The 26735-nt window shown below is 74.7% G+C and carries 26 protein-coding genes and 1 riboswitch; of the genes, 18 read left to right on the top strand and 8 right to left on the bottom strand.

Annotated features, from left to right (window positions below; all coding sequences use genetic code 11):
* Positions 1 to 17: 17 nt before the first annotated feature.
* A complete protein-coding gene (locus ACI2K6_RS15565; RefSeq protein WP_396747707.1) occupies positions 18 to 311 on the bottom strand; it encodes a hypothetical protein in 294 nt (97 codons plus the stop codon).
* Positions 308 to 1891, bottom strand: coding sequence for an acyl-CoA carboxylase subunit beta (locus tag ACI2K6_RS15560; RefSeq protein WP_396747710.1), 1584 nt, complete (start codon positions 1889 to 1891; stop codon positions 308 to 310). Before ACI2K6_RS15560 ends, ACI2K6_RS15565 begins: the two co-directional genes overlap by 4 nt.
* Positions 1892 to 2080: 189 nt before the next feature.
* On the opposite strand from ACI2K6_RS15560, the gene ACI2K6_RS15555 reads away from it, so the two are divergent.
* From ACI2K6_RS15555 to gatB, 11 genes are all read left to right on the top strand, one after another.
* Positions 2081 to 2917, top strand: coding sequence for a biotin--[acetyl-CoA-carboxylase] ligase (locus ACI2K6_RS15555; RefSeq protein WP_396747713.1), 837 nt, complete (start codon positions 2081 to 2083; stop codon positions 2915 to 2917).
* Positions 2918 to 2947: 30 nt separating this feature from the next.
* Complete coding sequence (locus ACI2K6_RS15550) at positions 2948 to 3475, top strand: PH domain-containing protein (RefSeq protein WP_396747716.1); 528 nt, start codon at positions 2948 to 2950, stop codon at positions 3473 to 3475.
* The gene (locus ACI2K6_RS15545; RefSeq protein WP_396747719.1) at positions 3472 to 4611 is read left to right on the top strand and encodes an adenylate/guanylate cyclase domain-containing protein; all 1140 of its coding nucleotides are present in this window, start codon (positions 3472 to 3474) and stop codon (positions 4609 to 4611) included. The genes ACI2K6_RS15550 and ACI2K6_RS15545 overlap by 4 nt, the downstream gene beginning before the upstream one ends.
* Positions 4612 to 4622: 11 nt before the next feature.
* The gene (locus ACI2K6_RS15540; protein ID WP_396747722.1) at positions 4623 to 5381 is read left to right on the top strand and encodes a PP2C family protein-serine/threonine phosphatase; all 759 of its coding nucleotides are present in this window, start codon (positions 4623 to 4625) and stop codon (positions 5379 to 5381) included.
* 40 nt (positions 5382 to 5421) lie between these two features.
* Positions 5422 to 7815, top strand: a complete 2394-nt coding sequence (gene ligA, locus ACI2K6_RS15535) for an NAD-dependent DNA ligase LigA (RefSeq protein WP_396747725.1) — start codon at positions 5422 to 5424, stop codon at positions 7813 to 7815.
* Positions 7812 to 8729, top strand: a complete 918-nt coding sequence (locus ACI2K6_RS15530) for an inositol monophosphatase family protein (protein WP_396747728.1) — start codon at positions 7812 to 7814, stop codon at positions 8727 to 8729. The genes ligA and ACI2K6_RS15530 overlap by 4 nt, the downstream gene beginning before the upstream one ends.
* Positions 8726 to 9208 carry a hypothetical protein gene (locus ACI2K6_RS15525; RefSeq protein ID WP_396747731.1) on the top strand — a complete coding sequence of 161 codons (483 nt, stop codon included), beginning with the start codon at positions 8726 to 8728 and terminating at the stop codon, positions 9206 to 9208. The genes ACI2K6_RS15530 and ACI2K6_RS15525 overlap by 4 nt, the downstream gene beginning before the upstream one ends.
* Positions 9205 to 9729 carry a GNAT family N-acetyltransferase gene (locus ACI2K6_RS15520; RefSeq protein WP_396747734.1) on the top strand — a complete coding sequence of 175 codons (525 nt, stop codon included), beginning with the start codon at positions 9205 to 9207 and terminating at the stop codon, positions 9727 to 9729. The genes ACI2K6_RS15525 and ACI2K6_RS15520 overlap by 4 nt, the downstream gene beginning before the upstream one ends.
* Before the next feature lie 204 nt (positions 9730 to 9933).
* The gene (gatC, locus tag ACI2K6_RS15515; protein ID WP_002854348.1) at positions 9934 to 10230 is read left to right on the top strand and encodes an Asp-tRNA(Asn)/Glu-tRNA(Gln) amidotransferase subunit GatC; all 297 of its coding nucleotides are present in this window, start codon (positions 9934 to 9936) and stop codon (positions 10228 to 10230) included.
* An 8-nt stretch (positions 10231 to 10238) separates the two neighbouring features.
* Positions 10239 to 11855: an Asp-tRNA(Asn)/Glu-tRNA(Gln) amidotransferase subunit GatA gene (gene gatA, locus ACI2K6_RS15510; protein ID WP_396747737.1), complete on the top strand. Its 1617-nt coding sequence runs from the start codon at positions 10239 to 10241 to the stop codon at positions 11853 to 11855.
* Positions 11852 to 13357: an Asp-tRNA(Asn)/Glu-tRNA(Gln) amidotransferase subunit GatB gene (gene gatB, locus ACI2K6_RS15505; protein WP_396747740.1), complete on the top strand. Its 1506-nt coding sequence runs from the start codon at positions 11852 to 11854 to the stop codon at positions 13355 to 13357. Before gatA ends, gatB begins: the two co-directional genes overlap by 4 nt.
* Before the next feature lie 15 nt (positions 13358 to 13372).
* On the opposite strand, the gene ACI2K6_RS15500 is transcribed toward gatB, so the two are convergent.
* Entirely contained in the window at positions 13373 to 14449 is a 1077-nt protein-coding gene (locus ACI2K6_RS15500; RefSeq protein ID WP_396747743.1) for a phosphotransferase, read from the bottom strand.
* A gap of 140 nt (positions 14450 to 14589) precedes the next feature.
* On the opposite strand from ACI2K6_RS15500, the gene ACI2K6_RS15495 reads away from it, so the two are divergent.
* Complete coding sequence (locus ACI2K6_RS15495; RefSeq protein ID WP_396747746.1) at positions 14590 to 15477, top strand: type II CAAX prenyl endopeptidase Rce1 family protein; 888 nt, start codon at positions 14590 to 14592, stop codon at positions 15475 to 15477.
* 21 nt (positions 15478 to 15498) lie between these two features.
* Here ACI2K6_RS15495 and ACI2K6_RS15490 read toward each other — a convergent pair whose 3' ends face one another.
* Positions 15499 to 16137, bottom strand: a complete 639-nt coding sequence (locus ACI2K6_RS15490) for a VOC family protein (protein ID WP_396747749.1) — start codon at positions 16135 to 16137, stop codon at positions 15499 to 15501.
* 178 nt (positions 16138 to 16315) lie between these two features.
* A riboswitch (SAM riboswitch) is annotated at positions 16316 to 16431 on the top strand.
* 130 nt (positions 16432 to 16561) lie between these two features.
* Between ACI2K6_RS15490 and ACI2K6_RS15485 the strand changes: the two genes are divergently transcribed.
* Both ACI2K6_RS15485 and ACI2K6_RS15480 read left to right on the top strand, forming a co-directional pair.
* Positions 16562 to 17932 carry a bifunctional o-acetylhomoserine/o-acetylserine sulfhydrylase gene (locus ACI2K6_RS15485; RefSeq protein WP_396747752.1) on the top strand — a complete coding sequence of 457 codons (1371 nt, stop codon included), beginning with the start codon at positions 16562 to 16564 and terminating at the stop codon, positions 17930 to 17932.
* Entirely contained in the window at positions 17929 to 19059 is a 1131-nt protein-coding gene (locus tag ACI2K6_RS15480; protein WP_396747755.1) for a homoserine O-acetyltransferase, read from the top strand. Before ACI2K6_RS15485 ends, ACI2K6_RS15480 begins: the two co-directional genes overlap by 4 nt.
* Positions 19060 to 19134: 75 nt before the next feature.
* Here ACI2K6_RS15480 and ACI2K6_RS15475 read toward each other — a convergent pair whose 3' ends face one another.
* Positions 19135 to 20028, bottom strand: coding sequence for an SGNH/GDSL hydrolase family protein (locus ACI2K6_RS15475; RefSeq protein WP_396747758.1), 894 nt, complete (start codon positions 20026 to 20028; stop codon positions 19135 to 19137).
* A 79-nt stretch (positions 20029 to 20107) separates the two neighbouring features.
* Here ACI2K6_RS15475 and ACI2K6_RS15470 point away from each other — a divergent pair, with 79 nt between their 5' ends.
* The gene (locus tag ACI2K6_RS15470) at positions 20108 to 20800 is read left to right on the top strand and encodes an alpha/beta hydrolase (protein ID WP_036340883.1); all 693 of its coding nucleotides are present in this window, start codon (positions 20108 to 20110) and stop codon (positions 20798 to 20800) included.
* 52 nt (positions 20801 to 20852) lie between these two features.
* Here the strand turns inward: ACI2K6_RS15470 and ACI2K6_RS15465 are convergent, their stop codons facing one another.
* The gene (locus tag ACI2K6_RS15465) at positions 20853 to 21095 is read right to left on the bottom strand and encodes an RNA-binding S4 domain-containing protein (RefSeq protein WP_144820179.1); all 243 of its coding nucleotides are present in this window, start codon (positions 21093 to 21095) and stop codon (positions 20853 to 20855) included.
* A gap of 141 nt (positions 21096 to 21236) precedes the next feature.
* On the opposite strand from ACI2K6_RS15465, the gene ACI2K6_RS15460 reads away from it, so the two are divergent.
* Genes ACI2K6_RS15460 through ACI2K6_RS15450 form a run of 3 tightly spaced genes read left to right on the top strand, consistent with a single transcriptional unit; the run spans position 21237 to position 24384 of the window.
* A complete protein-coding gene (locus tag ACI2K6_RS15460; protein ID WP_041103531.1) occupies positions 21237 to 22619 on the top strand; it encodes a glycine--tRNA ligase in 1383 nt (460 codons plus the stop codon).
* Positions 22616 to 23752: a GNAT family N-acetyltransferase gene (locus ACI2K6_RS15455; protein ID WP_396747762.1), complete on the top strand. Its 1137-nt coding sequence runs from the start codon at positions 22616 to 22618 to the stop codon at positions 23750 to 23752. Before ACI2K6_RS15460 ends, ACI2K6_RS15455 begins: the two co-directional genes overlap by 4 nt.
* Positions 23749 to 24384: a cation transporter gene (locus ACI2K6_RS15450; RefSeq protein WP_396747765.1), complete on the top strand. Its 636-nt coding sequence runs from the start codon at positions 23749 to 23751 to the stop codon at positions 24382 to 24384. Before ACI2K6_RS15455 ends, ACI2K6_RS15450 begins: the two co-directional genes overlap by 4 nt.
* A 7-nt stretch (positions 24385 to 24391) precedes the next feature.
* Here ACI2K6_RS15450 and ACI2K6_RS15445 read toward each other — a convergent pair whose 3' ends face one another.
* Together ACI2K6_RS15445 and ACI2K6_RS15440 are read right to left on the bottom strand one after the other, a co-directional pair.
* Positions 24392 to 25699 (bottom strand): MFS transporter, encoded by a 1308-nt coding sequence (locus ACI2K6_RS15445; RefSeq protein WP_396747768.1) that lies wholly within the window; start codon positions 25697 to 25699, stop codon positions 24392 to 24394.
* A complete protein-coding gene (locus ACI2K6_RS15440) occupies positions 25696 to 26718 on the bottom strand; it encodes an LLM class flavin-dependent oxidoreductase (protein WP_396747771.1) in 1023 nt (340 codons plus the stop codon). Before ACI2K6_RS15440 ends, ACI2K6_RS15445 begins: the two co-directional genes overlap by 4 nt.
* Positions 26719 to 26735 lie beyond the last annotated feature (17 nt).

Below are 26735 nucleotides of genomic sequence, written 5' to 3'. Positions count from 1 at the left end.
GCCGCCCGCCCGTCGGGTCACTGCGGGCCCGCGCCCTGACGCCACTGGTCGCGGCCGGGCCGCGCCCACAGGCCCAGGTCGCCGCGACGGCGGAGCGTGCGGTCCAGGGGGCGGGGGTCGGCGGCCTCGGCGGCGAGCCGGGCGGCTTCGGCACGGGCCGCGGCGGCCGCCTCGAGGACGGCGGCCAGCGCGGCCATCTCCTCCGGCTCCAGCTCCGGGCCGCTGAGCTGCAGCGGGTCGGCCGACGCCGGCGTGGCCTGCGTGGACGCGTCGTTCTCGTCCGGGGCGCCCGGACCCAGCGCGGCGCTCACAGCGGCATGTTCCCGTGCTTCTTGGCGGGGCGGGCCTCGCGCTTGTGCAGGGTGGCGCGCAGGGCGCGGATGAGCTGGCCGCGGGTGGCGTGCGGGGGCACCACGGCGTCCACGTAGCCCAGCTCGGCGGCCTGGTACGGGTTGAGCAGCTCGGCCTCGTAGTCGGCCACGATCTCGGCCCGGCGCGCGTCGACGTCGCCGCCCGCCTCCGCCGTCGCCTTCAGGTCGCGCCGGTACAGGATGTTCACGGCGCCCTGGGCGCCCATCACACCGATCTGCGCGCTCGGCCAGGCCAGGTTCAGGTCCGCGCCGAGCTTCTTGGAGCCCATCACGATGTACGCGCCGCCGAAGGCCTTGCGCGTGATCACGGTCAGCTTCGGCACGGTGGCCTCGGCGTAGGCGTAGATCAGCTTGGCGCCGCGGCGGATGATGCCGTTGAACTCCTGGTCCGTGCCGGGCAGGAACCCGGGCACGTCCACGAGGGTGATGATCGGGATGTTGAACGCGTCGCAGAAGCGCACGAACCGCGCGGCCTTCTCCGAGGCGGCGATGTCCAGGGTGCCGGCGAACTGCATCGGCTGGTTCGCGACGACGCCCACGCTCATGCCGTCCAGGCGGGCCAGTCCGGTGATCACGTTGGGCGCGTACAGCTCCTGCAGCTGCAGCAGGTGGCCCTCGTCCACGATCGAGGCGATGACCTCGAGCATGTCGTAGGGCTGGTTGGCGGAGTCCGGGATGATCTCGTCCAGGGCGAGGTCCTCGTCCGTGGGCTCCGGGTCCGCGGCCTCGAAGGTCGGGGCCTCCGCGAGGTTGTTGGAGGGCAGCAGCTCGAGCAGCTCCTGCACGTAGGCGATCGCGTCCTCCTCCGAGGAGGCCATGTAGTGGGCGGTGCCGGAGGTGGCGTTGTGCGAGCGGGCGCCGCCGAGGGTCTCCATGTCCACGTCCTCGCCCGTGACGGTCTTGATCACGTCCGGGCCGGTGATGAACATGTGCGAGGTCTGGTCCACCATCACCACGACGTCCGTCAGGGCCGGCGAATAGGCCGCGCCGCCGGCGGAGGGGCCCATGATCAGCGAGATCTGCGGGACCATGCCCGAGGCCAGGACGTTGTTCCGGAAGATGTCCGCGAACTGGGCGAGGGAGGCCACGCCCTCCTGGATGCGCGCGCCGCCGCCGTCGAGGATGCCGATCACGGGGCAGCCGTTGCGGGCGGCGAACTCCTGGACCTTCACGATCTTCTGGCCGTTGCGCTCGGACAGCGATCCGCCGAACACGGTGAAGTCCTGGGAGTAGACGGCCACCTGGCGCCCGTCCACGGTGCCGAAGCCGGACACCAGGCCGTCGCCGGCCGGGTGCTTGGCGTCCATGCCGAACGCGGTGGTGCGGTGCACGGCCAGCGCGTCCAGCTCCACGAAGGAGCCCTCGTCCAGGAGGAGGTCGATCCGCTCGCGCGCGGTGTGCTTGCCGCGAGCGTGCTGGCGCTCGACGGCGTCCGGGCCGCCGGGCGCGGCCGTCGCCTCGAGCCGCCGATGCAGGTCGGCCAGCCGGCCGGCCGTGGTGGTCAGATCGGGATCGGTCACACGTCCTCCTTGTGGTGGTCCGCCAGATGCGGAGGCTCAGTCGGCCAGTGTACGGGCCGCCGCGGACGCCCTCCGTTGGAGGAAGCCCACAAACGGCGGGGACGTCGGCCCGGACCGCCCGTCCGCGCGTCCCGGCGGCGGATCGGACCGCCCAGCCCGCCCCCGGGGACGCCGTGTATATCTAGGGGCATGCACCCCGACGACGCCCCCACACCGGACCTGACCTGGCTGGACTCCGCCGGCTCCACGCAGGATGAGCTCCTCGCACGGCTGGACCGCGAGGGGCACCGGCACGGGACGGCCGTGGCCACCGCGGACCAGCGGGCCGGCCGGGGTCGGCACTCCCGCGTGTGGAGCGCCGCCCCGGGGGCGGCGCTCGCCCTGTCCGTGTACCTGCGTCCCGAGTCCGGCGGGGTGCCGGTCTCCCCGGCCCACCTGAGCTGGCTCTCGCTCGTCGCCTCCGCCACGGTCGCCGAGCGCCTCGCGGCCCGGGGCGTCCCGACGCACGTGAAGTGGCCGAACGACGTGCTCGCCACGGACGGGCGCAAGCTGTGCGGCGTGCTGGCCACGGTGGCGCTGTCCTCGGACGGCAAGGGGCCCGGCGTCGTCGTCGGGATGGGCGTGAACCTGGACCACCGCGGGGCCGCCCCGGTGGACACCGCCACGGACCTGGCGGAGTGGATCGGCGCGGAAGCCGTGCCCGCGCCCCGGGGCCTCGCGGTCGAGCTGCGCGACGCCGTCGTGGCGGCCGTGGACCGCTTCGCGGCGGGCGTGGCGGGACAGACGGCGGCCGTGGACGGGCGTCACCCCGCCGTGGCGGCCGTGGCGGACCGGCTCTCCACGCTGGGCCGCGCGGTGCGCGCCGAGCTGCCCGGTGGCGGGGTGCTGGAGGGCACGGCCGTGGGCCTCGGCCCCGGCGGCACCCTGCACGTGAGGCACGTCACACCGGACCGTGGCACAATCGAGACCGAGGTCAGTGCGGGGGACGTGGCCCACCTGCGCGGAGACGTCCATCGCGGCGCATGACACACCCGTCCCGGTCAGGAGGTGACCGCCGTGCGACTCGAGCCCGGTGAGCAGGTGATGGTGCGCACCCGCACCCACCCGCGCGCGCTGCTGCGCCCCGCCGCGGTCCTCGTGGCCGTCGCGTTCCTGCTCGGCCTGGCCGTCGGCGTGCTCGCACGCCCCGACCTGCCCGGGGTCGTCGCCGCGAACCGCGCCGCGCTCGAGGCGGCCGCGTGGGTGGTCGCGGCGCTCGTCCTGCTCCCCGGCACCGTCCGTCCACTGTGGCGCTGGGTCTTCCGGCGCACCGTGGTCACCGACCGCCGCATCCTCCAGCGCGCCGGCGTCGGCGGCTCCGGGGCCGCCATGCCGCTCGTGTCCATCGCCGACGTGCAGCGGCGCCGCCGCGGCTCGGGCGCCGGAGACCTGCACATCCTCTTCCAGGAGCCCGCCCGCCAGGTCCACTGGCGGCTGCGTGACGTCCCCGAGGCCGCGCGCTTCGAGGAGGCCCTGGCCCACCTCACCCGCCAGGCCCGCACCAGGACCTGGCCCGCCCCCGTCCCGACAGGAGACCTCCGATGAGCCGTCCGGAGACACCGGACACCGCCCCGCTGCCGATCGTCCCGCCGGCCGAGGACACGACCGCCCGCGACGCCGAGGAGCGGTCCGCCGAGCCCGCCGGCTGGACGAGCGCGATGCGCACGCTCGACGCCGGCCTGGTGGTGGGCCCGCGTGCCTACACCTCACGGGAGGTGGCGCAGCGCCTCGGCGTCTCGACGGTCTCCGCCCGGAAGATCTGGCGTGCGCTGGGCTATCCGACGTCGCCGGAGGGACACAAGGCCTTCACCGAGGCGGACATCGAGGCGTTCGAGTCCGTGCTCACGCTCGTGCGCTCGGGGACGCTGAACGAGGACACCGCCATCTCGCTGGCCCGCTCGATCGGGCAGATGACGGACCGCATGGTGGTGTGGCAGATCGAGGCGCTCGTGGAGGACAAGATCGCCTCCGGGGACCTGACGGACCCGGAGGCACGACGGGCCGTCGTCGACATGCTCCCGGACATGGTCGGACCGCTCGAGAAGGCCATGCGGATCGTCTACCGGCGCCAGCTCAACCGCGCCGTGCAGCGCCTGACCGTGCGCGTGGAGGCCGGGCTGGCGGCCAGCGCCCGGGGCCGCGACGGCTCCGAGTCGGACGCGCCGCTGCCGCTGGCCCGCGCCGTCGGCTTCGCGGACATGGTCTCCTACACCACGCTCTCCCGGACCATGGACGACCGGACGCTGGCCCGCATGGTGCTGCGCTTCGAGTCCCTCGCCGCGGAGACCATCTCCGCCGGTGGCGGCTGGCTCGTGAAGACCATCGGCGACGAGGTCATGTTCAACGCCGAGACCCCCGAGGCCGGTGCCGCGATCGCGCTCTCCCTGGCCGAGACCATCGCCGCGGACGAGGAGCTGCCCTCGGCGCGCGTCGCCCTGACGTGGGGACGGGTGCTCTCGCGCATGGGGGACATCTACGGGCCCACCGTGAACCTCGCCGCGCGGCTGACGTCCCTGGCCGATCCGGGTACCGTGCTCGTGGACGCCATGACCGCTGCGGCCCTGTCCCGGGACGAGCGCTTCGTGCTCGTCCCGCAGCCGCCCAGGATCGTCCGCGGGTTCGGAGAGGTCCGCCCCTCCCTGCTCATGGACGGGTCGGCCCAGACCCTGCTCGCCGACTGATCGAGGACCCCGTGGACCCCCGCCCCGAGACCCCGTCCGCGCCGCGACCCCAGGCCGCCGGCGCCACCCACGTGGGCGCCGTCCGCGACCTGAACGAGGACGCGTGGACCCTCGTCGGGGAGCCGCTGGTGCTCGCCGCCGTGGCCGACGGCATGGGCGGGCACGAGGCCGGCGAGGTGGCCTCGGCCGCCGCGATCGAGGCCCTGCGCCGCCGCGCCCCCGAGGTGCTCGCCCCGGGCACGGCCCACACGCCCCAGGAGCTCGGCCACCTGATCCACGAGGCGGACGCCGCCGTCGTCGAGGCCGGGCTGGGGCGCTCCGGCACCACCCTGACCGTGCTGGCCTGCCTGGACACGGAGCGCGGCCGCTGGGCCGTGGCGAACGTCGGCGACTCCCGGGTCTACCTGCGGCCCGTCGGCTCGCCGGTGCTCCAGCAGCTCACGGTGGACCACTCTGCGGTCCAGATGCTCGTCGACGCGGGGGAGCTCACCTCCGCCGAGGCCCGCGTCCACCCGCGCCGCAACGTCATCACCCGCGCGCTCGGCTCGCGCGAGGCGCTCACGGTGGACGTGGCCGAGATCCCCCTCGCCTCCGGGGACCTCGTCCTGCTGTGCAGCGACGGCCTGACCGGCGAGCTGCTGGACGAGGAGATCCGCGCGCTGATCGACGACGCCGACACCCTCGAGGACGCCCTCGAGAAGCTCATCGGCGCCGCCCTGTGGCGCGGCGGCCGGGACAACGTCACGGCGGTGCTCGTGCGCATCCCCTGACCCGGGTGCGCCGTCCGGGACGCCGACTACGCTGGGCCGGGTGAGCACCCCCAAGGAATCCGCCGCCCAGCCCGATCCGCAGGACATCCCCGCCGCGGACCTGCGGGAGGAGTACGAGGACCTCGTGGAGCGGGTCCGCGCAGCCCGGACCGCCTACTATCAGCGGGACGCCCCGGAGATCTCGGACGCCGAGTACGACGCGCTGTACCGCCGTCTCGAGGACCTCGAGGCCCTGCACCCCGAGCTCGTGTCCAACGACTCGCCCACCCAGGAGGTCGGCGGGGAGGTCTCGGAGGCGTTCGCCCCCGTCCGGCACGGGGCCCGCATGTACTCGCTCGAGGACGTGTTCTCCGTCGAGGAGCTCGAGGTCTGGTTCCGCCGCGCGGCGCAGGCCCTGACGCAGGTGCGGCCGGGCGTGGCGCCCCGCTGGCTCGTGGAGGTGAAGATCGACGGGCTCGCCGTCGCCCTGCGCTACCGGGACGGGCGGCTCGTGCAGGCCGCCACCCGCGGCGACGGCGTCACGGGCGAGGACGTCACCGCCAACGTGCGCACCATCGGGGACATCCCGCACGAGCTCTCCGGCGAGGGCTGGCCCGCCGAGTTCGAGGTGCGCGGCGAGGTGTTCATGTCCTCCGCGGCCTTCGCCGAGCTCAACGCGCGCCGTGCGGAGGAGGGCCAGACGCCGTTCGCCAACCCGCGCAACGCCGCCGCCGGCGCCCTGCGTCAGAAGGACCCGGCGGTCACCGCGCAGCGCCCGCTGGCCATGTTCGTGCACGGCATCGGCTCGGTCGAGGCGTTCGGGCTGGACTCCCAGCACGAGGTGTACGACGCGCTCGCGGGCTGGGGCCTGCCCGTGAGCCCCTACACCCGCCGGGTGGAGGGTGCGGACGAGGAGGCGTTGGCCGCCGTCGTCGCGGTGATCGAGGAGTACGGCCGGCGCCGGCACGAGCTGATCCACGAGATCGACGGCATCGTGCTGAAGGCGGACGCGTTCGCGGACCAGCGCTACCTCGGCCACACCTCCCGCGTGCCCCGCTGGGCCGTGGCGTACAAGTACCCGCCGGAGGAGGCGCACACGTTGCTGCGGGACATCGCGGTGTCGGTGGGCCGCACCGGACGGGTGACCCCGTTCGCGGTGATGGAGCCGGTCACCGTGGCCGGGTCCACCGTCTCCCTGGCCACCCTGCACAACCAGGACGTGGTCAAGTCCAAGGGCGTGCTGATCGGGGACACCGTGGTGGTGCGCAAGGCCGGGGACGTGATCCCCGAGGTCGTGGGTCCCGTGCTGCCGCTGCGCGAGAAGGCGATCGAGGCGGGCCGGGAGCTGCGCGAGTTCGTCATGCCCACGCACTGCCCCTCGTGCGGCACGCCGCTGGCCCCGGCCAAGGAGGGGGACGTGGACCTGCGCTGCCCCAACGCCCGCTCCTGCCCGGCCCAGCTGGCCGGCCGCGTCGAGCACCTGGCCAGCCGCGGCGCGTTCGACGTGGAGGCGCTCGGCGAGGAGGCCGCCCGCTGGCTCGTCCAGGGCCCCGGCGAGGACCCGGCCGAGCACGAGGGACACGTGCGGCCCGAGGGCCCGGGCCCCATCACGGCGGAGGCGCAGATCTTCGACCTCGCCTCCGGCACGCCGGAGGAGATCACGGGCCCGCGCGGCGAGGACGGGCTGACCGACCTGCAGCGCTCCCTCGGCGCGGTGCGCGTGTGGCGCGAGGGCCGCACGAAGGTGGACGGCCGCATGGTGCCCTCGGGCGTGTTCACGCTCAAGCCGTACTTCTTCACCGCCGGCACCGCGAAGAGGCCGTCCGCGCCCACGGCCAACACGCTGCGCCTGTTCGACGAGCTCGAGAAGGCCAAGTCCCAGCCGCTGTGGCGCACCCTCGTGGCGCTGTCCATCCGGCACGTGGGCCCGACGGCGGCCCGCTCGCTGGCCACGGCGTTCGGCTCGATGGCGGCGCTGCGCGCGGCGGCCGAGGCCGGCGACCGGGACCGGCTGGCCGAGATCGACGGCGTCGGCCCGATCATCGCGGACGCGCTCATCGAGTGGTTCGCCGAGGACTGGCACCGGGAGATCGTGGACCGGTGGGCCGCGGCGGGCGTGGTCATGGAGGACGAGCAGGACGAGTCCACCCCGCGCACGCTCGAGGGCCTGACCGTGGTGGTCACCGGCTCGCTCGAGGGCTTCTCCCGTGACTCCGCGAAGGAGGCGATCCTCGTGCGCGGCGGCAAGGCCTCCGGGTCCGTGTCCAAGAAGACCGACTTCCTGGTGGCCGGCGAGGCCGCCGGCTCTAAACTGGACAAGGCGCAGTCCCTCGGCGTGCCCGTGCTGGACGAGGCCGGGTTCACGGCGCTGCTGGCCGGCGGCCCGGACGCGGTGCGCCCGGCGGACACGGACGACGCCACCGACGGTGCCGCAGACGGGGAGGCCTCGGCATGAGCGCGCGCGCCACGGTCCCGGGCCTGCTCGTGGTCGCCAAGGCCGCCGCGCGCGCCGGCGCGGACGTCCTGGCCCGGCGCTGGACCGGTCACCACCCGGCGGTCCCGCTCGGCATCGAGGAGATCGGCGCGCAGACGAAGTCCTCCGGCTCCGACTGGGTGACCGACTACGACCGCCGCGCCGAGCAGGCCGTCCGGGAGGTCATCGCCGGCTACCGCCCCTCGGACGAGATCACCGGCGAGGAGTACGGGGCCACCCTTCCGGCCGAGCCGTCCGGGTACCGCTGGTCCATCGACCCGCTGGACGGCACCACCAACTTCGTGCGCGGCCTGCCGCAGTTCTGCACCTCGGTGGCCGTCACCGGCCCGGTCGACGCCGAGACCGCCGACCTGCTGGGGGTGGCCGAGGGCACCGAACGCTGGCTGGCCGGCGTCGTGGCGGCGCCCGCGCTGGGGCGCACCTGGTTCGCGAGCGCGGGCCGGGGCGCCTTCAGCACCGCGGACGCGACGACGGCGGGCGTGGACGTGCCCGACCGGGACGCCGCCCCCGTGCAGCTCACTGGCCCCGTGCCGGGGCGCTCGGGGCGGCTGCTCGCCACCGGCTTCGGCTACGACCCCGCCCGCCGGGCCCTGCAGGTGCGGGCGCTCGCTGCCCTGCTGCCCGCGTTCGGGGACGTGCGGCGGATCGGCTCGGCGGCGCTGGACCTGTGCATGGTCGCGGACGGCACCCTGGACGTCTACGCCGAGTTCGGCACGCAGGAGTACGACTGGGCCGCCGGCGCGCTGGTGGCGGAAGAGGCCGGCGTCGCGGTGACGCGGCCCGCCTCGGCGGACGGCACGGCACATCCCGACTGGATGGTGGCCGGCGATGTGGACGCGGCCGCGCTGGCCGCCGTGACGGGGGAGACGGCATGAGGCGGATCGTCGGGGACCCGTGGTTCTACCCGGTCCTGTTCGTGGCCGGCGGCCTGACGTTCATGATCGCGGGGACGCGTCTGCAGCAGGTCGGCATGATCGTGGCCGGGCTCGTCCTGGCCGGCTACGCGGTCACGTACCAGTGGGCGGTCCGGGTCCGCTCGCGGCCGTTCGCCGGCGCGCAGGCGCATGTCGAGGGCGGCGGCGTCGTCGTGTTCTGGCGGCCGGGCTGCCCGTTCGCGAGGCGGCTGGTCAAGGAACTGACGGCGCAGGAGCGGGAGCGCGCCTACTGGGTGAACATCTGGCAGGAGCCGGCGGCCGCGACGTTCCTCGAGGGGCTGCACGAGGCGCGCGACGGCCACCCCCACCAGGCCGTGCCCACCGCCTGGCTGCGCCGGCGCGACTACGTCGTGGCCACGGACGCGACCCGCGCCCGCCTGAAGGACACGCTGCGCCAGCACGCCGGAGGCGACGCATGAGCGCCCTCGTCCGCCCGCTGCGCCCCGAGGACCACGAGGCGGTCGCCGAGCTCACCCTGGCGTCCTATGTCGACGGCGGCCACATCGCCCCCGACGACGCCTACGTGAAGACCCTCACGGACGTGGCCGACCGGGCCGGCCGCGCGGAGGTGCTCGTGGCCGAGGTCGACGGCGAGGTGGCCGGGTCCGTGGTGCTCACCCCGCCCGGCTCGCCCCTGGCCGAGACCTCCGGCGACGGGGAGTACGAGTTCCGCATGCTCGCCGTCCACCCGCGGTTCCACCGCCGCGGGGTGGGCGGCGCCCTGCTGGCCGAGATCGTGGCGCGGGCCCGCGCCGAGGAGGGCGTGGACGCCGTCGTGCTGACCACCATGCCCTCCATGACCGGCGCCCACCGGATGTACGAGCGCGCCGGCTTCGTGCGCGTCCCGGAGCGGGACTGGCTCCTCGCGGACGTGGTGCCGGACCTCGACCCGGCCGACGAGACCGGCCCGTTCCTCGTCTACCGGCTCGCGCTGGACTGACCCCGGGCGGGAGATCGGTGCCGGGACCCCATTCGGGGCGGGAAATCCCTGTCATGGGGGCCCGGAGCGCCGCGGTGGGGTGGATTTCCCGCCCCGAAGCGGTGGCGGCGGCCGGGCAGGCCCCGGCACTAGACTCGACCCCGATGTGGCCGCCGCCGCGCCGGCGTCGTCCACCCCGCCCCGACCCGTCACACGAGGAGATCCATGCCTGAGATCACCCGGGATCAGGTGGAGCATCTGGCTCGCCTGGCCCACATCCGGATGACCGACGAGGAGCTGGACACGATGTCCGGCGACCTGGAGAAGATCCTGGAGCACGTCTCCGCGGTCCAGGCTGCCGCGGGCGACGACGTGACGCCGACGTCCCACCCCATCGCGTTGGAGAACGTGTTCCGCGAGGACGTGCCGGCCGGCATGCTCACGCAGGAGGAGGCCCTCGACCAGGCGCCGGACTCCGAGGACGGCCAGTTCAAGGTCCCCGCCATCCTGGACGGAGAGTGATCACCCCCATGACCGAGACGTTCGACGTGAACGCGACCCTCGGCGCCGACGAGCTCGTCCGGCTCACCGCGCTGCAGATGGCCGAGCGCCTGCGCGCCGGCACCACCACCTCCGTGGAGCTCGTCCAGGCCCACCTGGACCGCATCGCGGCCCACGACGGCGACGTGCGCGCCGACGCCGCCGGTGACCGCGGCGTGCGCGCCTACCTCCACGTGAACACGGACGAGGCCCTCGCCGTCGCCGCCGAGGTGGACGCGATCCGTGCCGCCGGCGGCCCCGAGGCCGACGCCCTGCACCCGCTGGCCGGCGTGCCCGTGGCCGTGAAGGACAACATCGTCACGCGCGGGCAGCCGACCACGGCCGCCTCCCGCATGCTCGAGGGCTGGCTCAGCCCGTACGACGCCACGGTGGTGGCCCGCCTCCGCGAGGCCCGCCTGCCGATCCTCGGCAAGACCAACCTCGACGAGTTCGCGATGGGCGGCTCCACCGAGCACTCCGCGTTCGGCATCACCCGCAACCCGTGGGACGGGGACCGCGTGCCCGGCGGCTCGGGCGGCGGGTCGGCGTCCGCCGTCGCCGCCTTCCTGGCCCCCTTCGCCCTCGGCTCGGACACCGGCGGCTCCGTGCGCGAGCCCGCCGCGTTCACCGGCACGGTCGGCGTGAAGCCCACCTACGGCGCGGTCTCCCGCTACGGCCTGATCGCCATGGCCTCCTCGCTGGACCAGATCGGCCCCGCCGCCCGCACCGTGGCCGACGCCGCGGCGCTGCAGCAGGTCATCGGCGGCCACGACCCGCAGGACTCCACGTCCCTGGCCGACGCGCCGGCGGACCTGACCGCCGCGGCCCGCGGCCGCGACCTGGCGGGGCTGCGCGTCGGCGTCGTGACGGACCTGCCGGCGGACGCGTTCCACCCGGGCATCCGGGCCGGCTTCGACGAGCACGTCGCGGCCCTGCGGGAGGCCGGCGCGGAGATCGTGGAGGTCTCCTGCCCCAGCTTCGACGCCGCCCTCGGCGCGTACTACCTGATCATGCCCTCGGAGGCCTCCTCCAACCTGGCCCGCTTCGACGGCGTCCGCTACGGCCACCGCGTGGTGCCCGACGGCGGCGGCACGATCGAGCAGGTCATGGGCGCCACCCGCGCCGCCGGCTTCGGCACCGAGGTCAAGCGCCGCATCATCCTGGGCACCTACGCGCTGTCCGCCGGCTACTACGACGCCTACTACGGCTCCGCGCAGAAGGTCCGCACGCTCGTGCAGGAGGACTTCGCCCGCGCCTTCGAGCAGGTGGACGTCATCCTCACGCCCACCGCGCCGACCCCGGCGTTCGAGCTGGGCGCCAAGACGGACGACCCGATGACCATGTACGTCAACGACCTGGCCACCATCCCGGCCAACCTCGCCGGCATCCCGGGCATGTCCGTGCCCGGCGGCGTCGTCGACGGGCTGCCCTACGGCCTGCAGCTGATGGCGCCGGCGCGCGAGGACGCCCGCCTGTACGAGGCCGGCGCCGCACTCGAACGCCTCGTGGCCCAGCGCCGGGGCGGGCCGGTGTGGGCCGAGGCCCCCGAGCTGGAGAAGGGCGCGCAGCGCGCCACCACCGCGACCACGGCAGGAGGCCGGGCATGAGCCACGCAGAGCAGACCATGGACTTCGCGGAGGCGATGGAGCGCTTCGACCCGGTGCTGGGCTTCGAGGTGCACGTGGAGCTGAACACCGCCACGAAGATCTTCTCCTCCGCGCCCAACGCGTTCGGCGACGAGCCGAACACCAACGTGACCCCGCTCGACCTCGGCCTGCCCGGCACCCTGCCGGTGCTCAACCGCGAGGTCGTGGAGTACGCCATCCGCCTGGGCGTGGCCCTGGACGCGCAGGTCGCCGAGACCTGCCGGTTCGCGCGGAAGAACTACTTCTACCCGGACACGCCGAAGAACTTCCAGACCTCCCAGTACGACGAGCCGATCGTCTTCGACGGCCACCTGGACGTCGAGCTGGAGGACGGCGAGGTCTTCCGCGTGGAGATCGAGCGCGCGCACCTCGAGGACGACGCCGGCAAGCTCACCCACGTGGGCGGCTCCGGACGGATCCAGGGCGCCTCCGCGTCCCTCGTCGACTACAACCGTGCGGGCGTGCCGCTCATCGAGATCGTCACCAAGCCGATCGTCGGCGCCGGCGCGCGGGCCCCCGAGCTGGCCCGCGCCTACGTCACCGCGATCCGGGACATCGTGCAGGCCATCGACATCTCCGACGCGCGGATGGAGCGCGGCAACGTCCGCTGCGACGCGAACGTCTCGCTGATGCCCAAGGGCGCCACCGAGTTCGGCACCCGCACCGAGACGAAGAACGTGAACTCCACGCGCGCCGTGCAGCACGCGGTCACCCACGAGATCCAGCGCCAGGCCGCACTGCTCGCCGCGGGCGGCACCGTGACGCAGGAGACCCGCCACTGGCACGAGGACACCCGCAGCACCACCTCGGGCCGCCCGAAGTCGGACGCGGACGACTACCGGTACTTCCCCGAGCCGGACCTCGTGCCCGTGCACGTGGACGCCGCGTGGGTCGAGCGCGTGCGCGCGGCCATGCCCGAGCTGCCGGCCGTGCGGAACAAGCGGCTCAAGGCCGAGTGGGGCTTCGCGGACGAGGAGTTCCGCGACGTCGTCAACGCCGGCGTGCTGGACGAGATCGTCGCGACCGTGGAGGCCGGCGCCTCCGCGGCGGCCGCCCGCAAGTGGTGGATGGGCGAGATCGCCCGTCTGGCGAACGTCCGCGAGGTCGCCGTCGCCGAGCTGGGGATCACCCCGGCGCACGTGGTGGAGGTCGAGGAGCTGATCGCCGCGAAGACGATCAACGACAAGATCGCCAAGCAGGTGCTCGGCCTGGTGGCCGACGGCGAGGGCGCCCCGAAGGAGATCGTCGCGGCGAAGGGCCTGGCCGTGGTGTCCGACGACGGCGCGCTCACCGAGGCCGTCGACGCCGCGATCGCCGCCAACCCGGACGTGGCCGAGAAGATCAAGGGCGGCAAGATGGCCGCCGTCGGCGCCCTGATCGGCCCGGTCATGAAGGCCACCCGCGGGCAGGCCGACGCCGGCCGCGTCCGCGAGATCGTCCTGGAGCGCCTGGGCGTGTCCTGACGACCGCGCGGGCCCTCAGCCGTCCAGGGCGGTGAGGGCCCGCGCCACGCGGGGCAGGGTCTTGCGCAGCAGGCGCCGCCAGGACCCCGCGGCCAGCCCGCCGACGATCGCGTCCCGGGCCCCCGCGTCGTCGAGCGTCTCCAGGGCCATCGCCCCGAGCCACACGCGGGCCCGGCGCGCCTCAGCCGCGTCCCGGGCCAGGTCGGGCACCTTCTCCTCGCCGTGCCACAGCGCCAGGTAGGCGACGTTGAGGGCCGGGTCCCACGCGCACGCGAGGTCCCAATCCAGCACCCCGGCCAGCGCCCAGCGCAGCGGGGCGCGCGGGTCCTCGTCCTCGGGCACGGCACGCCAGCGCATGTTGTGCCCGGCCAGGTCGCCGTGCACGAGCGACGGCGGCACGGGCGGCGCGGCGGTCCACGCCGTCACCGCGTCCGTGAGGGCGGCCACCGCGTCCGGCCACGCCTCGGCGCCCAGCCGCGCGTCGACGTCGCGCCCCTCCCACGCGCCCAGGCGCGCGGCGACCGCCCCCGGCAGCGCCGCGACGTGCCGGGCGCGCTCCGGTGTCCACGGGCCGCGGAAGGCGAACGGGCGGCCGAGGTGCGGCGCGATCCGCTGGTCGGTGACGTCCACGGCGGCGAGGTCGTCGAGGACGCCGCGCAGCACGGCCGGATCGCCCTCGTGCGGCGGATGCGGGCCGCCCGGGAGGAAGCGCTGCAGCACCGCGGCGCCCGGGCCCGCGGGGACGAGGTCCGAGAGGGCGACCGGGACGGCCCACGGCACGTGGAGTTCGGCCAGGGCCGCGGCGAGCCCGTCGAGGAGGGCCAGGCGCCGGGGCAGGTGCGCCGCGGGGTCCCGCTCGGGCGCCCACCGCGCGCCCGGGGCGGCCCCCACCTCGTGGGCCCGCGTCATCCGGAGCACGCCGACGTCCTCGAGCACGAGCACGCGGTGGAACTGCCCGCCCTCCTCCACGGACGCCGCGGCCCAGTCGGCTGTGCGGAGCCGGCGGGTGAGGGCGGGGTCGAGGCCGGGGCGGAGGTGCTGCAGGGCGCGGTGGACCAGCTCGAGCTCGCTGGGGGCAGGCGGGGAGACCACACGACCACGCTAACCCTCCCTCCGCCCTCCCGGACTTTCGAACGTGACATCGGGGGAATGGGGACTTTCGAACGGGAGATGGGCCCCACCTCACGTTCGAAAGCGCCCGGGGGAGAGGGGGCGGGCGGATACTGGAGGGCATGCCCGCCACCCCGCGCACGGCCCGCACCACGGCCGTCCGACCCGCCCCCGCGCTGCCCGCCCCCTCGGCGCGCACGGTGCGGTGGGAGATCGCGATCGTCCTCGGCCTCTCCCTGGGGAAGTCGGCGGTCTACGCGATCGTCCAGCTCATCGACAAGGCCACCCAGGCCCCGCTCGGCGAGCAGACCACCGTCCTCAACCCGGCCCTGGCCGACCGCTGGGCCTTCGACCTCACCTACCAGCTGCTCGGCATCGGGTTCGCGCTCGTGCCGGTGGCCCTCGTGCTGCACCTGATGCACCTGCGCGGCCGGGACCCGTTCCGGGTGCTCGGCCTCGACCTGCGCCGCCCCGGCCGCGACCTGGCCTGGGGCCTGGGCCTGTTCGCGGCGATCGGGCTGGGCACGCTCGGCGTCTACGCCGTCGGCCGGGCCCTGGGGATCACGACGGCGATCGTCGGCTCCGCGCTCGGGGAGAGCTGGTACCAGGTGCCGGTCCTGCTGCTCTCCGCGCTGCGGCACGGACTGCTGGAGGAGGTCATCGTGGGCGCCTGGCTCGTCGACCGGCTCGGGTATCTGCAGCGGCTGCGCGCGGCGGGCCTGGCGCGTGATCCGGCGCCGGCCGTGCCGTCGTCGTGGGTGAGCGCCGAGGGGCTGTACCTGCCGACGCGCGCGGCCGTCGTCGTGCTCGCCCTCGCACTGCTGCGCGGGGCGTACCACCTGTACCAGGGCGTCGGCCCGGGGATCGGCAACGCCCTGATGGGCGTGGTGTTCGTGCTCGTGTTCCTGCGGGTGCGCCGGGTGATGCCGCTGGTCATCGCCCACTTCCTGCTGGACGCCGTCGGATTCGTCGGCTATCCGTTGCTGGCGCGAGCGGGGCTGCTCGGCTGAGCGGCCCCACCCGCGGCCCGCTCAGAGCGTGATCTCGCCCTTCGGCGTGCGGAACGTGACCGAGACGATGCCCGGGGTGCCGGAGGGCGCGACGTACTCGATGTCCACGTCCTGGACCTGGCCGTCCTCGTCCTCGCCGCCGAGCCACTCGGCCAGGCGCTCGGGGGAGCCGGCGATGTTCAGGTGCTCGATGGTGGCCTGCGGCTCGGCGGCCTGCGAGGGATGCATGTCCTCCTGACCGTCGGCCCAGCGCAGGATGTACGGCAGCTGCGGGTCCGCGAGGGTGCCCTTGATGCCGATCTGGCGCCAGGACAGCTCGCGGCCGTCCGGGAAGCGACGGTTGCCGGGGACGGCCTCGCGGCCGAGGCGGCGCTCGAACCGGCCGATGTCCGGGGTGGCCACGGCCCAGCTCATCCAGCCGCCGCCCTGCTCGGTGCGGGCGCGCACGAGCTGGCCGAACGGCGCGCTGAGGGAGGCCGGGTGGTCCAGGGCCTCGACGACCTCCAGATACTGCCCCTCCGTCATGGGGAAGAGCGCGTTCTGGGTGCCGAAACGTGGGTGGACACCGCCCTTGATCCGCTCGATGCCCAGCGTCTCGGCGATGCGGGCGACCGTAGCGTCCAGGCCCTCGGGGCCGGCGGCGTAGGACACGTGGTCCATGCGACAGGTGTGCACTGCGCTGTTCCTCTCCGTTCCCGGGCTGCCCCGGGGGTTGACCTGGTGCGAGTCGGGGGGAGTCGAGCCCTTGACGGGTCGGGCGCCCCCGTGCGGAGAGCGTATCCGCGTGTGACACGCGTGACGAAATCGTGGCGGGGCGGCGGGCTACACTCGGAGACACGGTCACGAGAGTCAGCAACAGGCCCCGGCATGCTGACCGGCAACCCTCCTTCCGCGGTGGGGTGCCCCGGGTGACGACCAGGCCGGCCCCACAACGGGTGCCGGCAAGCGCGGGCCGATCCCACGGCCCCTCTCGACGGCGCCGGGTCATCTCCGGCACCTCGACGACGCCGGTCCCCGGATCGGCACGTCGGCCGGCGGGCGGGGCGGCCGGGTCCGGCCCCTGAACCCTTCAGGAGGGTCCGCCATGACCGACCAGACCACCCCGACCCCCGACGCCTGGGGCTTCTCCACCGCGCAGGTCCACGCGGGCGTCGCCGTCGGCCAGCACGCCTTCGGTGCGACCGCCCTGCCGATCTTCCAGACCACCTCGTACGACTTCCCGTCCGCCCAGGTGGCCGCGGACCGGTTCGCGCTCAAGGACCTCGACCCGCTCTACACCCGCATCGGCAACCCGACGCAGGGCCCGGTGGAGGAGAAGATCGCCGCGCTCGAGGGCGGTGTGGGCGCACTGCTGCTGGCCTCCGGTCAGGCGGCGACGACGTTCGCGATCCTCAACCTGGCCGGCGCCGGCGACCACGTGGTCGCCTCGGCCAGCCTCTACGGCGGCACGCAGAACCTGTTCAAGCACACCCTCGCCAAGGTCGGCGTCGAGACGACGTTCGTGACCGACCCGGACGACCTCGAGTCCTGGCGCGCCGCCGTGAAGCCGAACACCAAGGCGTTCTTCGGCGAGACCCTCGGCAACCCGCGCGGGGACGTCCTGGACGTGCGCGCCGTCGCCGACGCCGCCCACGAGGCCGGCGTGCCGCTGATCGTGGACAACACGCTGGCCACCCCGTACCTGCTGCGGCCGATCGAGCACGGCGCCGACGTCGTCACCCACTCCGCCACGAAGTACCTCGGTGGGCACGCCGCGGCCATCGCGGGCGTGATCGTCGACGCCGGCACGTTCGACTACGCGCAGCACGCCGAGCGCTTCCCCGGCTTCAACGAGCCGGACGAGTCGTACCACGGCCTCGTCTACGCGCGGGACCTCGGGGTGGGCTCGCCGCTCGGCGCCAACCTGGCCTTCATCCTCAAGGCGCGCGTGCAGCTGCTGCGCGACTACGGCTCGGCCATCTCCCCGTTCAACGCGTTCCTGGTGAACCTCGGCCTGGAGACCCTGTCCCTGCGCATGGAGCGGCAGGTGGCCAACGCGGCCGCGGTGGCGCGCTGGCTGGAGGGCCGCGACGACGTCGAGCACGTGGTCTACGCCGGCCTGGAGTCCAGCCCGTGGCACGAGCGGGCCCAGCGCTACCTGCCGAAGGGCGCGGGCGCGTTCGTCTCCTTCGAGATCGCGGGCGGCCGCGAGGCCGGGGCCGCGTTCGTGGACGGTCTCACCCTGCACCACCACGTGGCCAACATCGGCGACGTCCGCTCGCTCGTGGTGCACCCGGCCTCCACCACCCACTCCCAGCTCACCGACGACGAGCAGCGCGCCGCCGGCGTCACTCCCGGCCTGGTGCGGCTCTCACTCGGCGTGGAGGACGTCGAGGACATCCTCGCCGACCTCGAGCGCGGCTTCGCGGCCGCCGCCCGCCGCGGCGACGACGACGACGCGGGGGAGCGGGCATGACCGCCGTCGCCACGCGTCCGTCGCGCACCGCGCTGCCCCGCGGCGGCCGCCACCGCCTGCGGGTCGGCGAGCTGTACACCGAGACCGGCGGGCTGCTGCCCGACGTCGAGCTGGCCTACGAGACCTGGGGCGCCCTCGCCGCCGACGGCTCCAACGCCGTGCTCGTGCTGCACGCCCTCACCGGCGACGCGCACGTGGCCGCGCACGAGGAGGACCCGACGCCGGGCTGGTGGGACGCCCTCGTCGGCCCGGGCCGCGCCGTGGACACGGACCGATGGTTCGTGGTCGCCCCCGCCATGATCGGCGGCTGCCACGGCTCCACCGGGCCCTCGACGCCGGCCCCCGACGGGCGGCCCTGGGGCTCCCGATTCCCGTTCCTCACGCTGCGGGACGCGGTCGAGGCCGAGCGGCGCCTGGCCGACCACCTCGGGATCGGCGCCTGGCGCGCCGTGATCGGCGGATCGATGGGCGGGGCCCGCGCCCTCGAGTGGGCCGCGACCCACCCCGCGCGCGTCGCCGGGATGGGTGTGCTGGCCGCCACCGCGGCCTCCTCCGCCGACCAGATCGCGTGGGGGCAGGCGCAGACCGCGGCCATCCGCCTCGATCCGGACTTCCAGGGCGGCGACTACTACCCCGGCCCCGGCCCCGTGGCCGGCCTGGGCATCGCACGGCGCATCGCCCACACCACCTACCGCACGGCGGGCGAGCTCGGCCAGCGGTTCGGCCGCGAACCGCAGGGCGTCGAGGATCCGTTCGGCGCCGCCGTCGGGGTGCCGGGCGGGCGCGGGCGCTACGCCGTGGAGTCCTACCTGGACCACCAGGCGGCCAAGCTCGCCGACCGGTTCGACGCGAACTCCTACCTCGTGGTCACCGAGGCCCTCATGGGCCACGACGTCGGGCGCGGGCGCGGCGGCGTGGCGGCGGCGCTCGCGGACTACCGGGGCCGGGCGTTCGTGGCCGCCGTGGACTCGGACCGGCTCTACCTGCCGGCCGAGTCCGAGGCGCTTGCGGCGGCGCTGCCCGCGCGGCCGCCGGTGCACACGATCGCCTCGCCCATCGGGCACGACGGGTTCCTCACCGAGTACGGTCAGGTGGCCGACACGCTCAAGCGCACCCTCGCCCTCTGAACTTTCGTTCGGGAAACGGCGGCGTGTCGCGGCACTTTCGTTCGGGAAACGGCCACCGGCCCCCGCCGGCCGGGGTCAGGGCTCGACGATGTCCAGCGGCTCGGTGTGGTCCGAGCCCTGCGGCATCGGTGCGCCGAAGAGCGGCTCGGGGACGGGGCGCTTGGCCGTGACGCCGTCACCGGAGGAGACGCCGCGGAGGCGGCGGACCACCCACGGCGCCAGGTGCGTGCGCACCCACGCGGCGTCCGACGCGCGGGCCTCGCGCCACGTGCGCGGCGCCGGCGGGGCCAGGCGCAGGTGCTCGAGGCCGTGCTCCACGCCGAGGGTGTCCAGCACCATCGCGGCGATCGTGTGATGGCCGAGCGCGGAGAAGTGCAGGCGGTCCTCGGCCCACATCTCCCGCCGGGCGAGGTCCTTGAGCGACCACATGTCCGGCACCAGCGCGTCGTGCCGCAGGGCGATGGTGCGCACGTTCTCGTTGTAGATCGCCACGGTGCCGCGGATGCGGCCGATGACGGGCGTGCCCTTCACGTCGGTCGCGTTGAACAGGAGCACGGTGGCGCCGTCGGAGGCCAGGCGCTCGACGACGGCGTCCAGCCGGACCGCGATCTCGTCCGGGTCCGCGCCGCGCAGGATGTCGTTGCCGCCCGCGCAGACGCTGATGAGGTCCGGCCGCAGGGCGAGCGCCGGCTCGACCTGGTGCTCGGCGATCTGGTCCAGCAGCTTCCCGCGGACCGCCAGGTTGGCGTAGGCCAGGTCCTCACCGGGCGGGGTCAGGCGGGCGAGCTCCTCGGCCAGGCGGTCGGCCCAGCCGCGATGGTAGCCGGGGCGCTCCGGGTCCGGGTCGCCGATGCCCTCGGAGAACGAGTCCCCGATGGCGACGTAGCGGCGCCACGGATGGGCGGCGGGGTCGTCGACCGGGGTCGCGTCGGAGGCGTGCGGAGGCTGGGAGGAGGAAGGGTTACCCACGGGTAGGATTCTGCCCGCGTCGCGCGGGAGGGGTCAACCGCCGGGTGGGGTGACCGCGCCGCTCGCTAGGCTGACGGACGTGAACGCGAACCCCACCCCCGCCGTCGAGCCCGTCGTCCGCTGGTCCCGCCCCGAGGGCGAGCGCACCGAGGACCTGCTGATCGTCCTGCACGGCTACGGCGCGAACGAGGACGACCTGTTCGGCCTCGTCCCGCACCTGCCCGAGCACGTCACGGTGGCCGCCGTGCGCGCGCCCCTGCCCCTGCAGCCGGGCTCCCACGCCTGGTTCCCGCTCTCCCAGGACCCGGTCACAGGGGAGCTGGGCTCCACCGCCGAGCCGGTCCGCGAGGCCGTCGAGGCCCTGCACGCGTGGGTGCAGGCCGTGCGCGGGGACTTCCGCACCGTCTCCCTGCTCGGCTTCTCGCAGGGCATGGCGATGGCCACGTCGCTGCTGCGCCTGGACCCGGAGGCCTACGCGTGCACCGTGGCGCTGTCCGGCTTCGTGGTGGACCCGGAGCTCACCGAGCCGCGGCTGCGTGAGCTGTTCACCCGCGACGACGACGTCGCCCGCGTCCGACCGAAGGTCTTCTGGGGCCGCGGCCAGGAGGACCCGATCATCTCCGAGCCCCGGGTCGAGGAGACCCATGCCTGGCTGAACGCCCACGTGGACCTCATGAAGATCGTCTACGCCGGGCTCGGCCACGCGATCAACGAGCAGGAGCTGGGCCACGTGAAGGAGTACCTCGCCCACATGGTGCCGCCCCGCGGCTGACGCGCCGGACCCGCCCGACGACGGCGCCGCAGCCGCCTGCCGGGGCGCCGGCTCAGGCCTGCTCGGCCTGGACGACGAACGCCTCTCCGTTGAACTCGACGACGTCCCCGTCGTGCAGCTGGGCGCCGCGGCGCGTCTCCACCGCGCCGTTGACGGTGACGAGCCCGTCGGTGACGACGTCGCGGGCCATGGCCCCGTCCTCCACGAGGGAGGCGAGCTTGAGCGCCTGGCCCAGGCGGATGGACTCGTCACGGATGGGCAGGGGCTGGGCGTCGGGTGCGTTCGTCTCGGTCATGGTGTCCATCATGGCCGGTAGGCTGGACGGGATCGACCGGCGCGCCGCGCCGGAACGGGCCCGCCGCGTCGAAGGCGGCCGGGTGCCGTCGTCGTCGTGATCCCCTCCCGCCCCGCCGATGAGTACGGAAGTGATGCCCCCATGGCTGCCAAGTCCCCGCTGGACAACGTCATCAACCTCGCCAAGCGCCGAGGCTTCGTGTTCCAGGCCGGTGAGATCTACGGCGGTTCGCGCTCCGCGTGGGACTACGGGCCCCTGGGCGTGGAGCTGAAGGAGAACATCAAGGCCGAGTGGTGGAAGACCTTCGTGCGCTCCCGTGAGGACATGGTGGGCCTGGACTCCTCCATCATCCTGCCGCGCGCGGTGTGGGAGGCCTCCGGCCACGTCGAGACCTTCACCGACCCGCTCGTGGAGTGCACCCAGTGCCACAGGCGCCACCGCCAGGACCACCTGCTCGAGGCGTTCGAGGCCAAGAAGGGCCGGCCGGCCGAGGGCATGGCCGAGATCGTGTGCCCGGACTGCGGCACCCAGGGCGCCTGGACCGAGCCGCAGCTGTTCTCGGGCCTGGTCAAGACCTACCTCGGCCCCGTGGACAACGAGGAGGGCCTGCACTACATGCGCCCGGAGACGGCGCAGGGCATCTTCGTGAACTTCCTCAACGTGCTGGGCGCGGCCCGGAAGAAGCCGCCGTTCGGCATCGGCCAGATCGGCAAGGCGTTCCGCAACGAGATCACCCCGGGCAACTTCATCTTCCGCACCCGCGAGTTCGAGCAGATGGAGATCGAGTACTTCGTGCCGCCGGCGGAGGCGAAGCAGCACTTCGACCGCTGGGTCGAGGACTGCTGGGACTGGTTCATCGACCTCGGCATCGACCCCGCGCACCTGCGCCGCCTCGACGTGCCCGCGGAGGACCGTGCGCACTATTCGGACGGCACCATCGACCTCGAGTACGACTTCGGCTTCACCGGCGGCGACGGCTGGGGCGAGCTGATGGGCATCGCGAACCGCACCGACTACGACCTGGGCCAGCACACGACGCACTCCGGCACGAAGATGCAGTACTTCGACCAGGCCAACAACGAGCACTACACCCCGTACGTGATCGAGCCGTCCTTCGGCCTGACCCGCGCCATGATGGCGTTCCTCGTGGACGCCTACGCCGAGGACGAGGCCCCGAACGCCAAGGGCGGCGTGGACGTGCGCACCGTGCTCAAGCTGGACCCGCGCCTGGCCCCGGTCAAGGCCGCCGTGCTCCCGCTGTCGAAGAAGCCCGAGCTGCAGCCGGCCACCCAGTCCCTCGCCGCCGAGCTGCGCACCCTCTGGAACATCGAGACGGACGACTCCGGCGCGATCGGCCGTCGCTACCGCCGCCAGGACGAGATCGGCACCCCGTTCTGCATCACCGTCGACTTCGACACCCTCGAGGACCAGGCCGTGACCATCCGCGAGCGGGACACCATGGCCCAGGAGCGCGTGGCGCTGTCCCAGGTGAAGTCCTACCTGCTGGAGCGCCTGGTCAAGTGAGCGGGGACGTGACGGGAGCGGCCGGGGCCGCGGGGCATGACGACGGCGGCGCGCTGTTCGACTCCGCCGCGGTCGCCGGCGGGGAGATCGTGCTGCGTCCCTGGCGGTCCGGGGACGACCTGGCCCTGCTCGAGGTGTGGGGCGACCCGGCCAACGCGCAGCAGCACCAGGACCGGGCGATGCTCGCCGAGGACGCGGAACGGCCCTGGCGCCGCGCGCTCGTGGCCGAGGCCGCCGGCGTGCCGGTGGCGGCAGGCGTCGTCTACGCCTCGTCCGTGCACCCGCGGCGGCTGTGGCTGTACGTCGAGACCGCGGCCGCCGAGCGGCGCCGCGGCATCGGCCGGGCGCTCGTGGCAGCCCTGCGGGGCCTCGCCGCGGAGGCGCACGCCGCCGGCGCCATCCCGACGACGGCCCTGAAGGCCCGGTTCGCCAAGGACGCCCTGGTGCCCGGCGTGGCCGGCGCCGACCCGCAGACCGAGGCCGACGGTGCGACGGGCCGTCCGCCCGTGGACACGGACGCCGTGCGCTCCCAGACCGCCGCGCTGGCCGCCGGCACCGAGGCGTTCCTCGTGGCCGAGGGCTTCACCCCCGTGCAGCGCTCCCGCCGCGTCGCGATCGCCCCGGGGGCCATCGGCCTGCCGGACGTACGCGGGGAGGAGTACCCGGACGGCGTGGTCCTCGAGGAGGCCTCGACCGGCTCCGTCGAGCTCACGCAGGCGGTCGCCGCGTTCTATGACGCCGTGCACGCGTGGGACCCGTCGACCCTGAGTGTCGGGGCCGCCCAGCAGCTGCTGCTGGGCCCGGCCACCGGGGCCGCGGGCGCCGTCGTGCTCCGCGACGCGCCGAAGGCCGAGGGCGGGCGCATCCGCGCGTTCGCGGTGTCCTACACCCCGGAGCGCCAGGACGCGCCGGCCGACGTGCTCGTGGGCTGGGACCCGGAGCTGGGGGAGGAGGACGCGCTGCAGGCCGTGGCCGACCTGCTCGCCCTGCTCGTGGCCCAGTACCCCGTGCAGGTCGAGGTGGACGAGGCGATGACCCCGCTGGAACGGATCGTGGACGGGCTCATCGGCGGCAACGCGGCGCGCACCCTGGTGGACACGTACGTGTTCGTGGACGACGCGCCGGGCGCGTGAACCGGGCGGCCGCAGCGGACCGCCGGCGCGCCCGCGCCCTGCGGGGCACCGTCCTCGCGGTGGCCCTGCTCAACGGCGCCTATCTGGTGGTCGAGATCATCCTGGCGGTGGGGATCGGCTCGGTGGCCCTCGTGGCGGACTCCGTCGACTTCTTCGAGGACTTCGCCGTCAACCTGCTGATCTTCGTGGCGCTGGGGTGGACGGCGGCCCGGCGCGCGGTCATCGGCAAGGTCATGGCCGGGATCATCGTGCTGCCGGCCGTGGCGGCGCTCGTCATGGCGGCCACGAAGATCGGCGACCCCGAGCCGCCGGCCGCGGGCGTGCTGCTGTGGGCGGCCGTCGGCTCGCTCCTCGTGAACATCGTGTGCGTGGCCCTGCTGGTCCGCGTCCGCACCGACGGCGGCTCCCTCACCCGGGCGGCGTGGCTCGCGGCGCGCAACGACCTCGTGGCCGGCGCCGTGTTGATCGCCCTGTCCGGGGTCACGGTGCTGACGGCGTCGGGCTGGGCGGACATCATCGTGGGCGTGCTGCTGGTGCTGCTCAACGGCTCCGCCGCCAAGGAGATCTGGGAGGCCGCGACCGAGGAGCACCTGGCGGCCCAGGCCCTCGCCGGCGAGGTCGACGACGACTGAGCGGTTCCTACGGGGCGGCGGGCAGCCGGGCGGCGAGCACCGCCCCGACGGCGGCCAGGCCCAGGAACACCGTCAGCGCCGGTGTCAGACCGACGGCGCCGGCCAGCGCCCCGACCGCCGGGCTGAGCCCGACCCCGGCCAGCCGCATGCACCAGCTCGTCACCGCCAGCCCGGTCTGCGGCTTGAGCCCGGGCGCCTCGTCGCCGAGCGCATAGGCGACGGGCACCACCACGGCGCAGCCCAGCCCCGCCAGCGCCAGCCCCGCGAACGCGGCAGGCACGGCCACCGGCCCCGGCAGCGGCGCCAGGGCCAGTCCCAGCCCCACGACGACCGCGCCCAGCCCCGCCGTCAGCGCCCCGCGTCGGCCCAGGACGGCGAGGGTGCGGTCGCCCGCGAGGCGTCCGACGAACTGCGCGCCCAGCAACGTCGACGCGCCGAGCACCGCCGCGGCGGGGTCCAGGCCGCGCTCGGTGATCAGGAACAGGGTGGCCCACGCGTTGCCGAACTCCTCCACGCCGAAGCCGGCCATCGCGATCACCACGGCGGGGACGAGCGCGGCCACGGCGGCGCGGCGGGGCAGGGCCGGGGCGGGCGGTGCGGACGTCTCCGACGGCGCGGGTGAGTCCTCCGAGGCGCCGCGGGCGGACGCCGAGTCCACGAGAGCCTCCGCCAGGAACAGGCGCCGGACCCCCAGCAGCACCGCGACGCACACGGCGCCGTTGAGCCCCAGGTGCAGGGCCGCGGGGCCGCCCACGGTGATGACCGCCGCGCCGAGCCCGGCACCGGCGGCCGCTCCGAGGCTCCAGCCGGCGTGCATGGTCGTGAGCACGGGCCGGGCCAACCGGGTCTGCACCTGCAGGCCCTGCGCGTTCTGGGCGGTGTCCACGACGGCGTCGAGCACACCCGACGCCAGGACGAGGCCCGCGAAGACCCACAGCAGCCAGGCCGCGGCCGTGCCCGCACCGTGCCCGGCCCCCGCGCCCGCCCCGGCGACGTCGAGGACGAGACCGGCCGCCGTCGTGAGCAGGGCGATGGCCACGCTGCCGGCGAGCATGACGCGGCGGGCGCCGAACCGGCGCAGGATCGGCGCGGGAAGGGGCCCGGCGAGCGTGCCGCCCACGGCGAGCGCGATGACGAGCACGCCGAACCCGGCCGGGTCCAGGCCGAACGCGGCCTTCGCCTCCGGGTAGTGCGGGATGAGCGCGCCGAGCAGGGCGCCGTTCGTCGCGAAGGCGGCGGTGACGGCCCAGCGCGCGCGACGGGCTCGGGCGACGCCGTCGTCGGCGGCCGGGAGGTGCGGCGCGGCCTCGGTCATGCATCCCAGCCGAGCAGGCGCCAGACCTCCGCCCAGCCGGCGAAGATCTTCGCGTTGTACTCGACCCCGAGCTGGTTGGGGTTGGCGAACAGGACCCAGTCGGCGGCGGTGACGGCGTCGTCGGCGGCGAGCTTCTCCGCGACCTCCTCGGCGGACCCGGCGTAGGTCGGGCCGGAGCGGGCGGCACCGCCCTCGAGCATGCCGGAGGAGTCGCGCGAGGCCCGCTCCCGGCCGAAGTACAGCTCGTCCTCCCGGTCCTGGATGACGAACGCGGAGCGCGTGACCGCCGTGCGGCCCGGACCGGCGTGGCCGGCCGCGGCGAAGGCCTCCCGGTAGCGGGCGATCTGGTCGGCCTGCTGCACGTGGAAGGGGCGGCCGTCGTCCTGGAGCAGGAGCGTGGAGGAGAGCATGTGGTACCCCTCCCGCCCCGCCTCGACCGCCGACGGCGTGGACCCCGACCCCCACCAGATCCGGTCCGCGAGCCCGGGGGAGTGCGGCTCGACCCGCAGCGGCTGCGAGCTGTGCGCCCAGCCGGAGGTGAGGTCCGGCGTCGCGATGCCCTCGCCGCGCACTGCCGCGAGGAAGCGGCGTCCGCGCTCGCGGGTCACGTCGGCCCAGGTCTGCCCCTCGGCGAGGGCGTAGCCGAACTGCGCCTGGCCGTCGAGGGCGGCCTCGGGTGAGCCGCGGGAGACGCCGAGCTCGAGCCGGCCGCCGGAGATGAGGTCCGTGGTGGCGGCGGCCTCGGCCATGTACAGGGGGTTCTCATACCGCAGGTCGATCACGCCGGTGCCGAGGCTGATCCGCTCGGTGCGGGCGGCCATCGCGGCGAGGATCGGGAACGGCGAGGAGAACATCCGCTGGAAGTGGTGGACGCGGAGCCAGGCGCCGTCGAGTCCGGCGTCCTCGGCAGCCACGGCCATGGCGACGACGTCGTCGAGGGCCTGCCGCGCGTCGGGCGCGGTGCCGGGCCGGTGGATCCAGTGGCCGAAGTTGAGGAAGCCGAGGTGTTTGCGGGTCATGCCGGGTGCAACCGCGG

Origin of the sequence: Microbacterium sp. NPDC006705, from assembly GCF_044903545.1 — a bacterium.
GTDB classification, from domain to species: Bacteria; Actinomycetota; Actinomycetes; order Actinomycetales; family Microbacteriaceae; genus Microbacterium; species Microbacterium plantarum.
This window is presented reverse-complemented; position numbering and strand designations above follow the sequence as displayed.

Excerpts from the sequence above, each read along its gene's own strand:
- ACI2K6_RS15555 (WP_396747713.1), top strand. The coding sequence starts at position 2,081 with ATGCACCCCGACGACGCCCCCACACCGGACCTGACCTGGCTGGACTCC.
- ACI2K6_RS15545 (WP_396747719.1), top strand. The coding sequence starts at position 3,472 with ATGAGCCGTCCGGAGACACCGGACACCGCCCCGCTGCCGATCGTCCCG.
- ACI2K6_RS15530 (WP_396747728.1), top strand. The coding sequence starts at position 7,812 with ATGAGCGCGCGCGCCACGGTCCCGGGCCTGCTCGTGGTCGCCAAGGCC.
- ACI2K6_RS15525 (WP_396747731.1), top strand. The coding sequence starts at position 8,726 with ATGAGGCGGATCGTCGGGGACCCGTGGTTCTACCCGGTCCTGTTCGTG.
- ACI2K6_RS15520 (WP_396747734.1), top strand. The coding sequence starts at position 9,205 with ATGAGCGCCCTCGTCCGCCCGCTGCGCCCCGAGGACCACGAGGCGGTC.
- gatC (WP_002854348.1), top strand. The coding sequence starts at position 9,934 with ATGCCTGAGATCACCCGGGATCAGGTGGAGCATCTGGCTCGCCTGGCC.
- gatA (WP_396747737.1), top strand. The coding sequence starts at position 10,239 with ATGACCGAGACGTTCGACGTGAACGCGACCCTCGGCGCCGACGAGCTC.
- gatB (WP_396747740.1), top strand. The coding sequence starts at position 11,852 with ATGAGCCACGCAGAGCAGACCATGGACTTCGCGGAGGCGATGGAGCGC.
- ACI2K6_RS15495 (WP_396747746.1), top strand. The coding sequence starts at position 14,590 with ATGCCCGCCACCCCGCGCACGGCCCGCACCACGGCCGTCCGACCCGCC.
- ACI2K6_RS15490 (WP_396747749.1), bottom strand. The coding sequence starts at position 16,137 with ATGGACCACGTGTCCTACGCCGCCGGCCCCGAGGGCCTGGACGCTACG.
- ACI2K6_RS15485 (WP_396747752.1), top strand. The coding sequence starts at position 16,562 with ATGACCGACCAGACCACCCCGACCCCCGACGCCTGGGGCTTCTCCACC.
- ACI2K6_RS15480 (WP_396747755.1), top strand. The coding sequence starts at position 17,929 with ATGACCGCCGTCGCCACGCGTCCGTCGCGCACCGCGCTGCCCCGCGGC.
- ACI2K6_RS15465 (WP_144820179.1), bottom strand. The coding sequence starts at position 21,095 with ATGACCGAGACGAACGCACCCGACGCCCAGCCCCTGCCCATCCGTGAC.
- ACI2K6_RS15460 (WP_041103531.1), top strand. The coding sequence starts at position 21,237 with ATGGCTGCCAAGTCCCCGCTGGACAACGTCATCAACCTCGCCAAGCGC.
- ACI2K6_RS15445 (WP_396747768.1), bottom strand. The coding sequence starts at position 25,699 with ATGACCGAGGCCGCGCCGCACCTCCCGGCCGCCGACGACGGCGTCGCC.
- ACI2K6_RS15440 (WP_396747771.1), bottom strand. The coding sequence starts at position 26,718 with ATGACCCGCAAACACCTCGGCTTCCTCAACTTCGGCCACTGGATCCAC.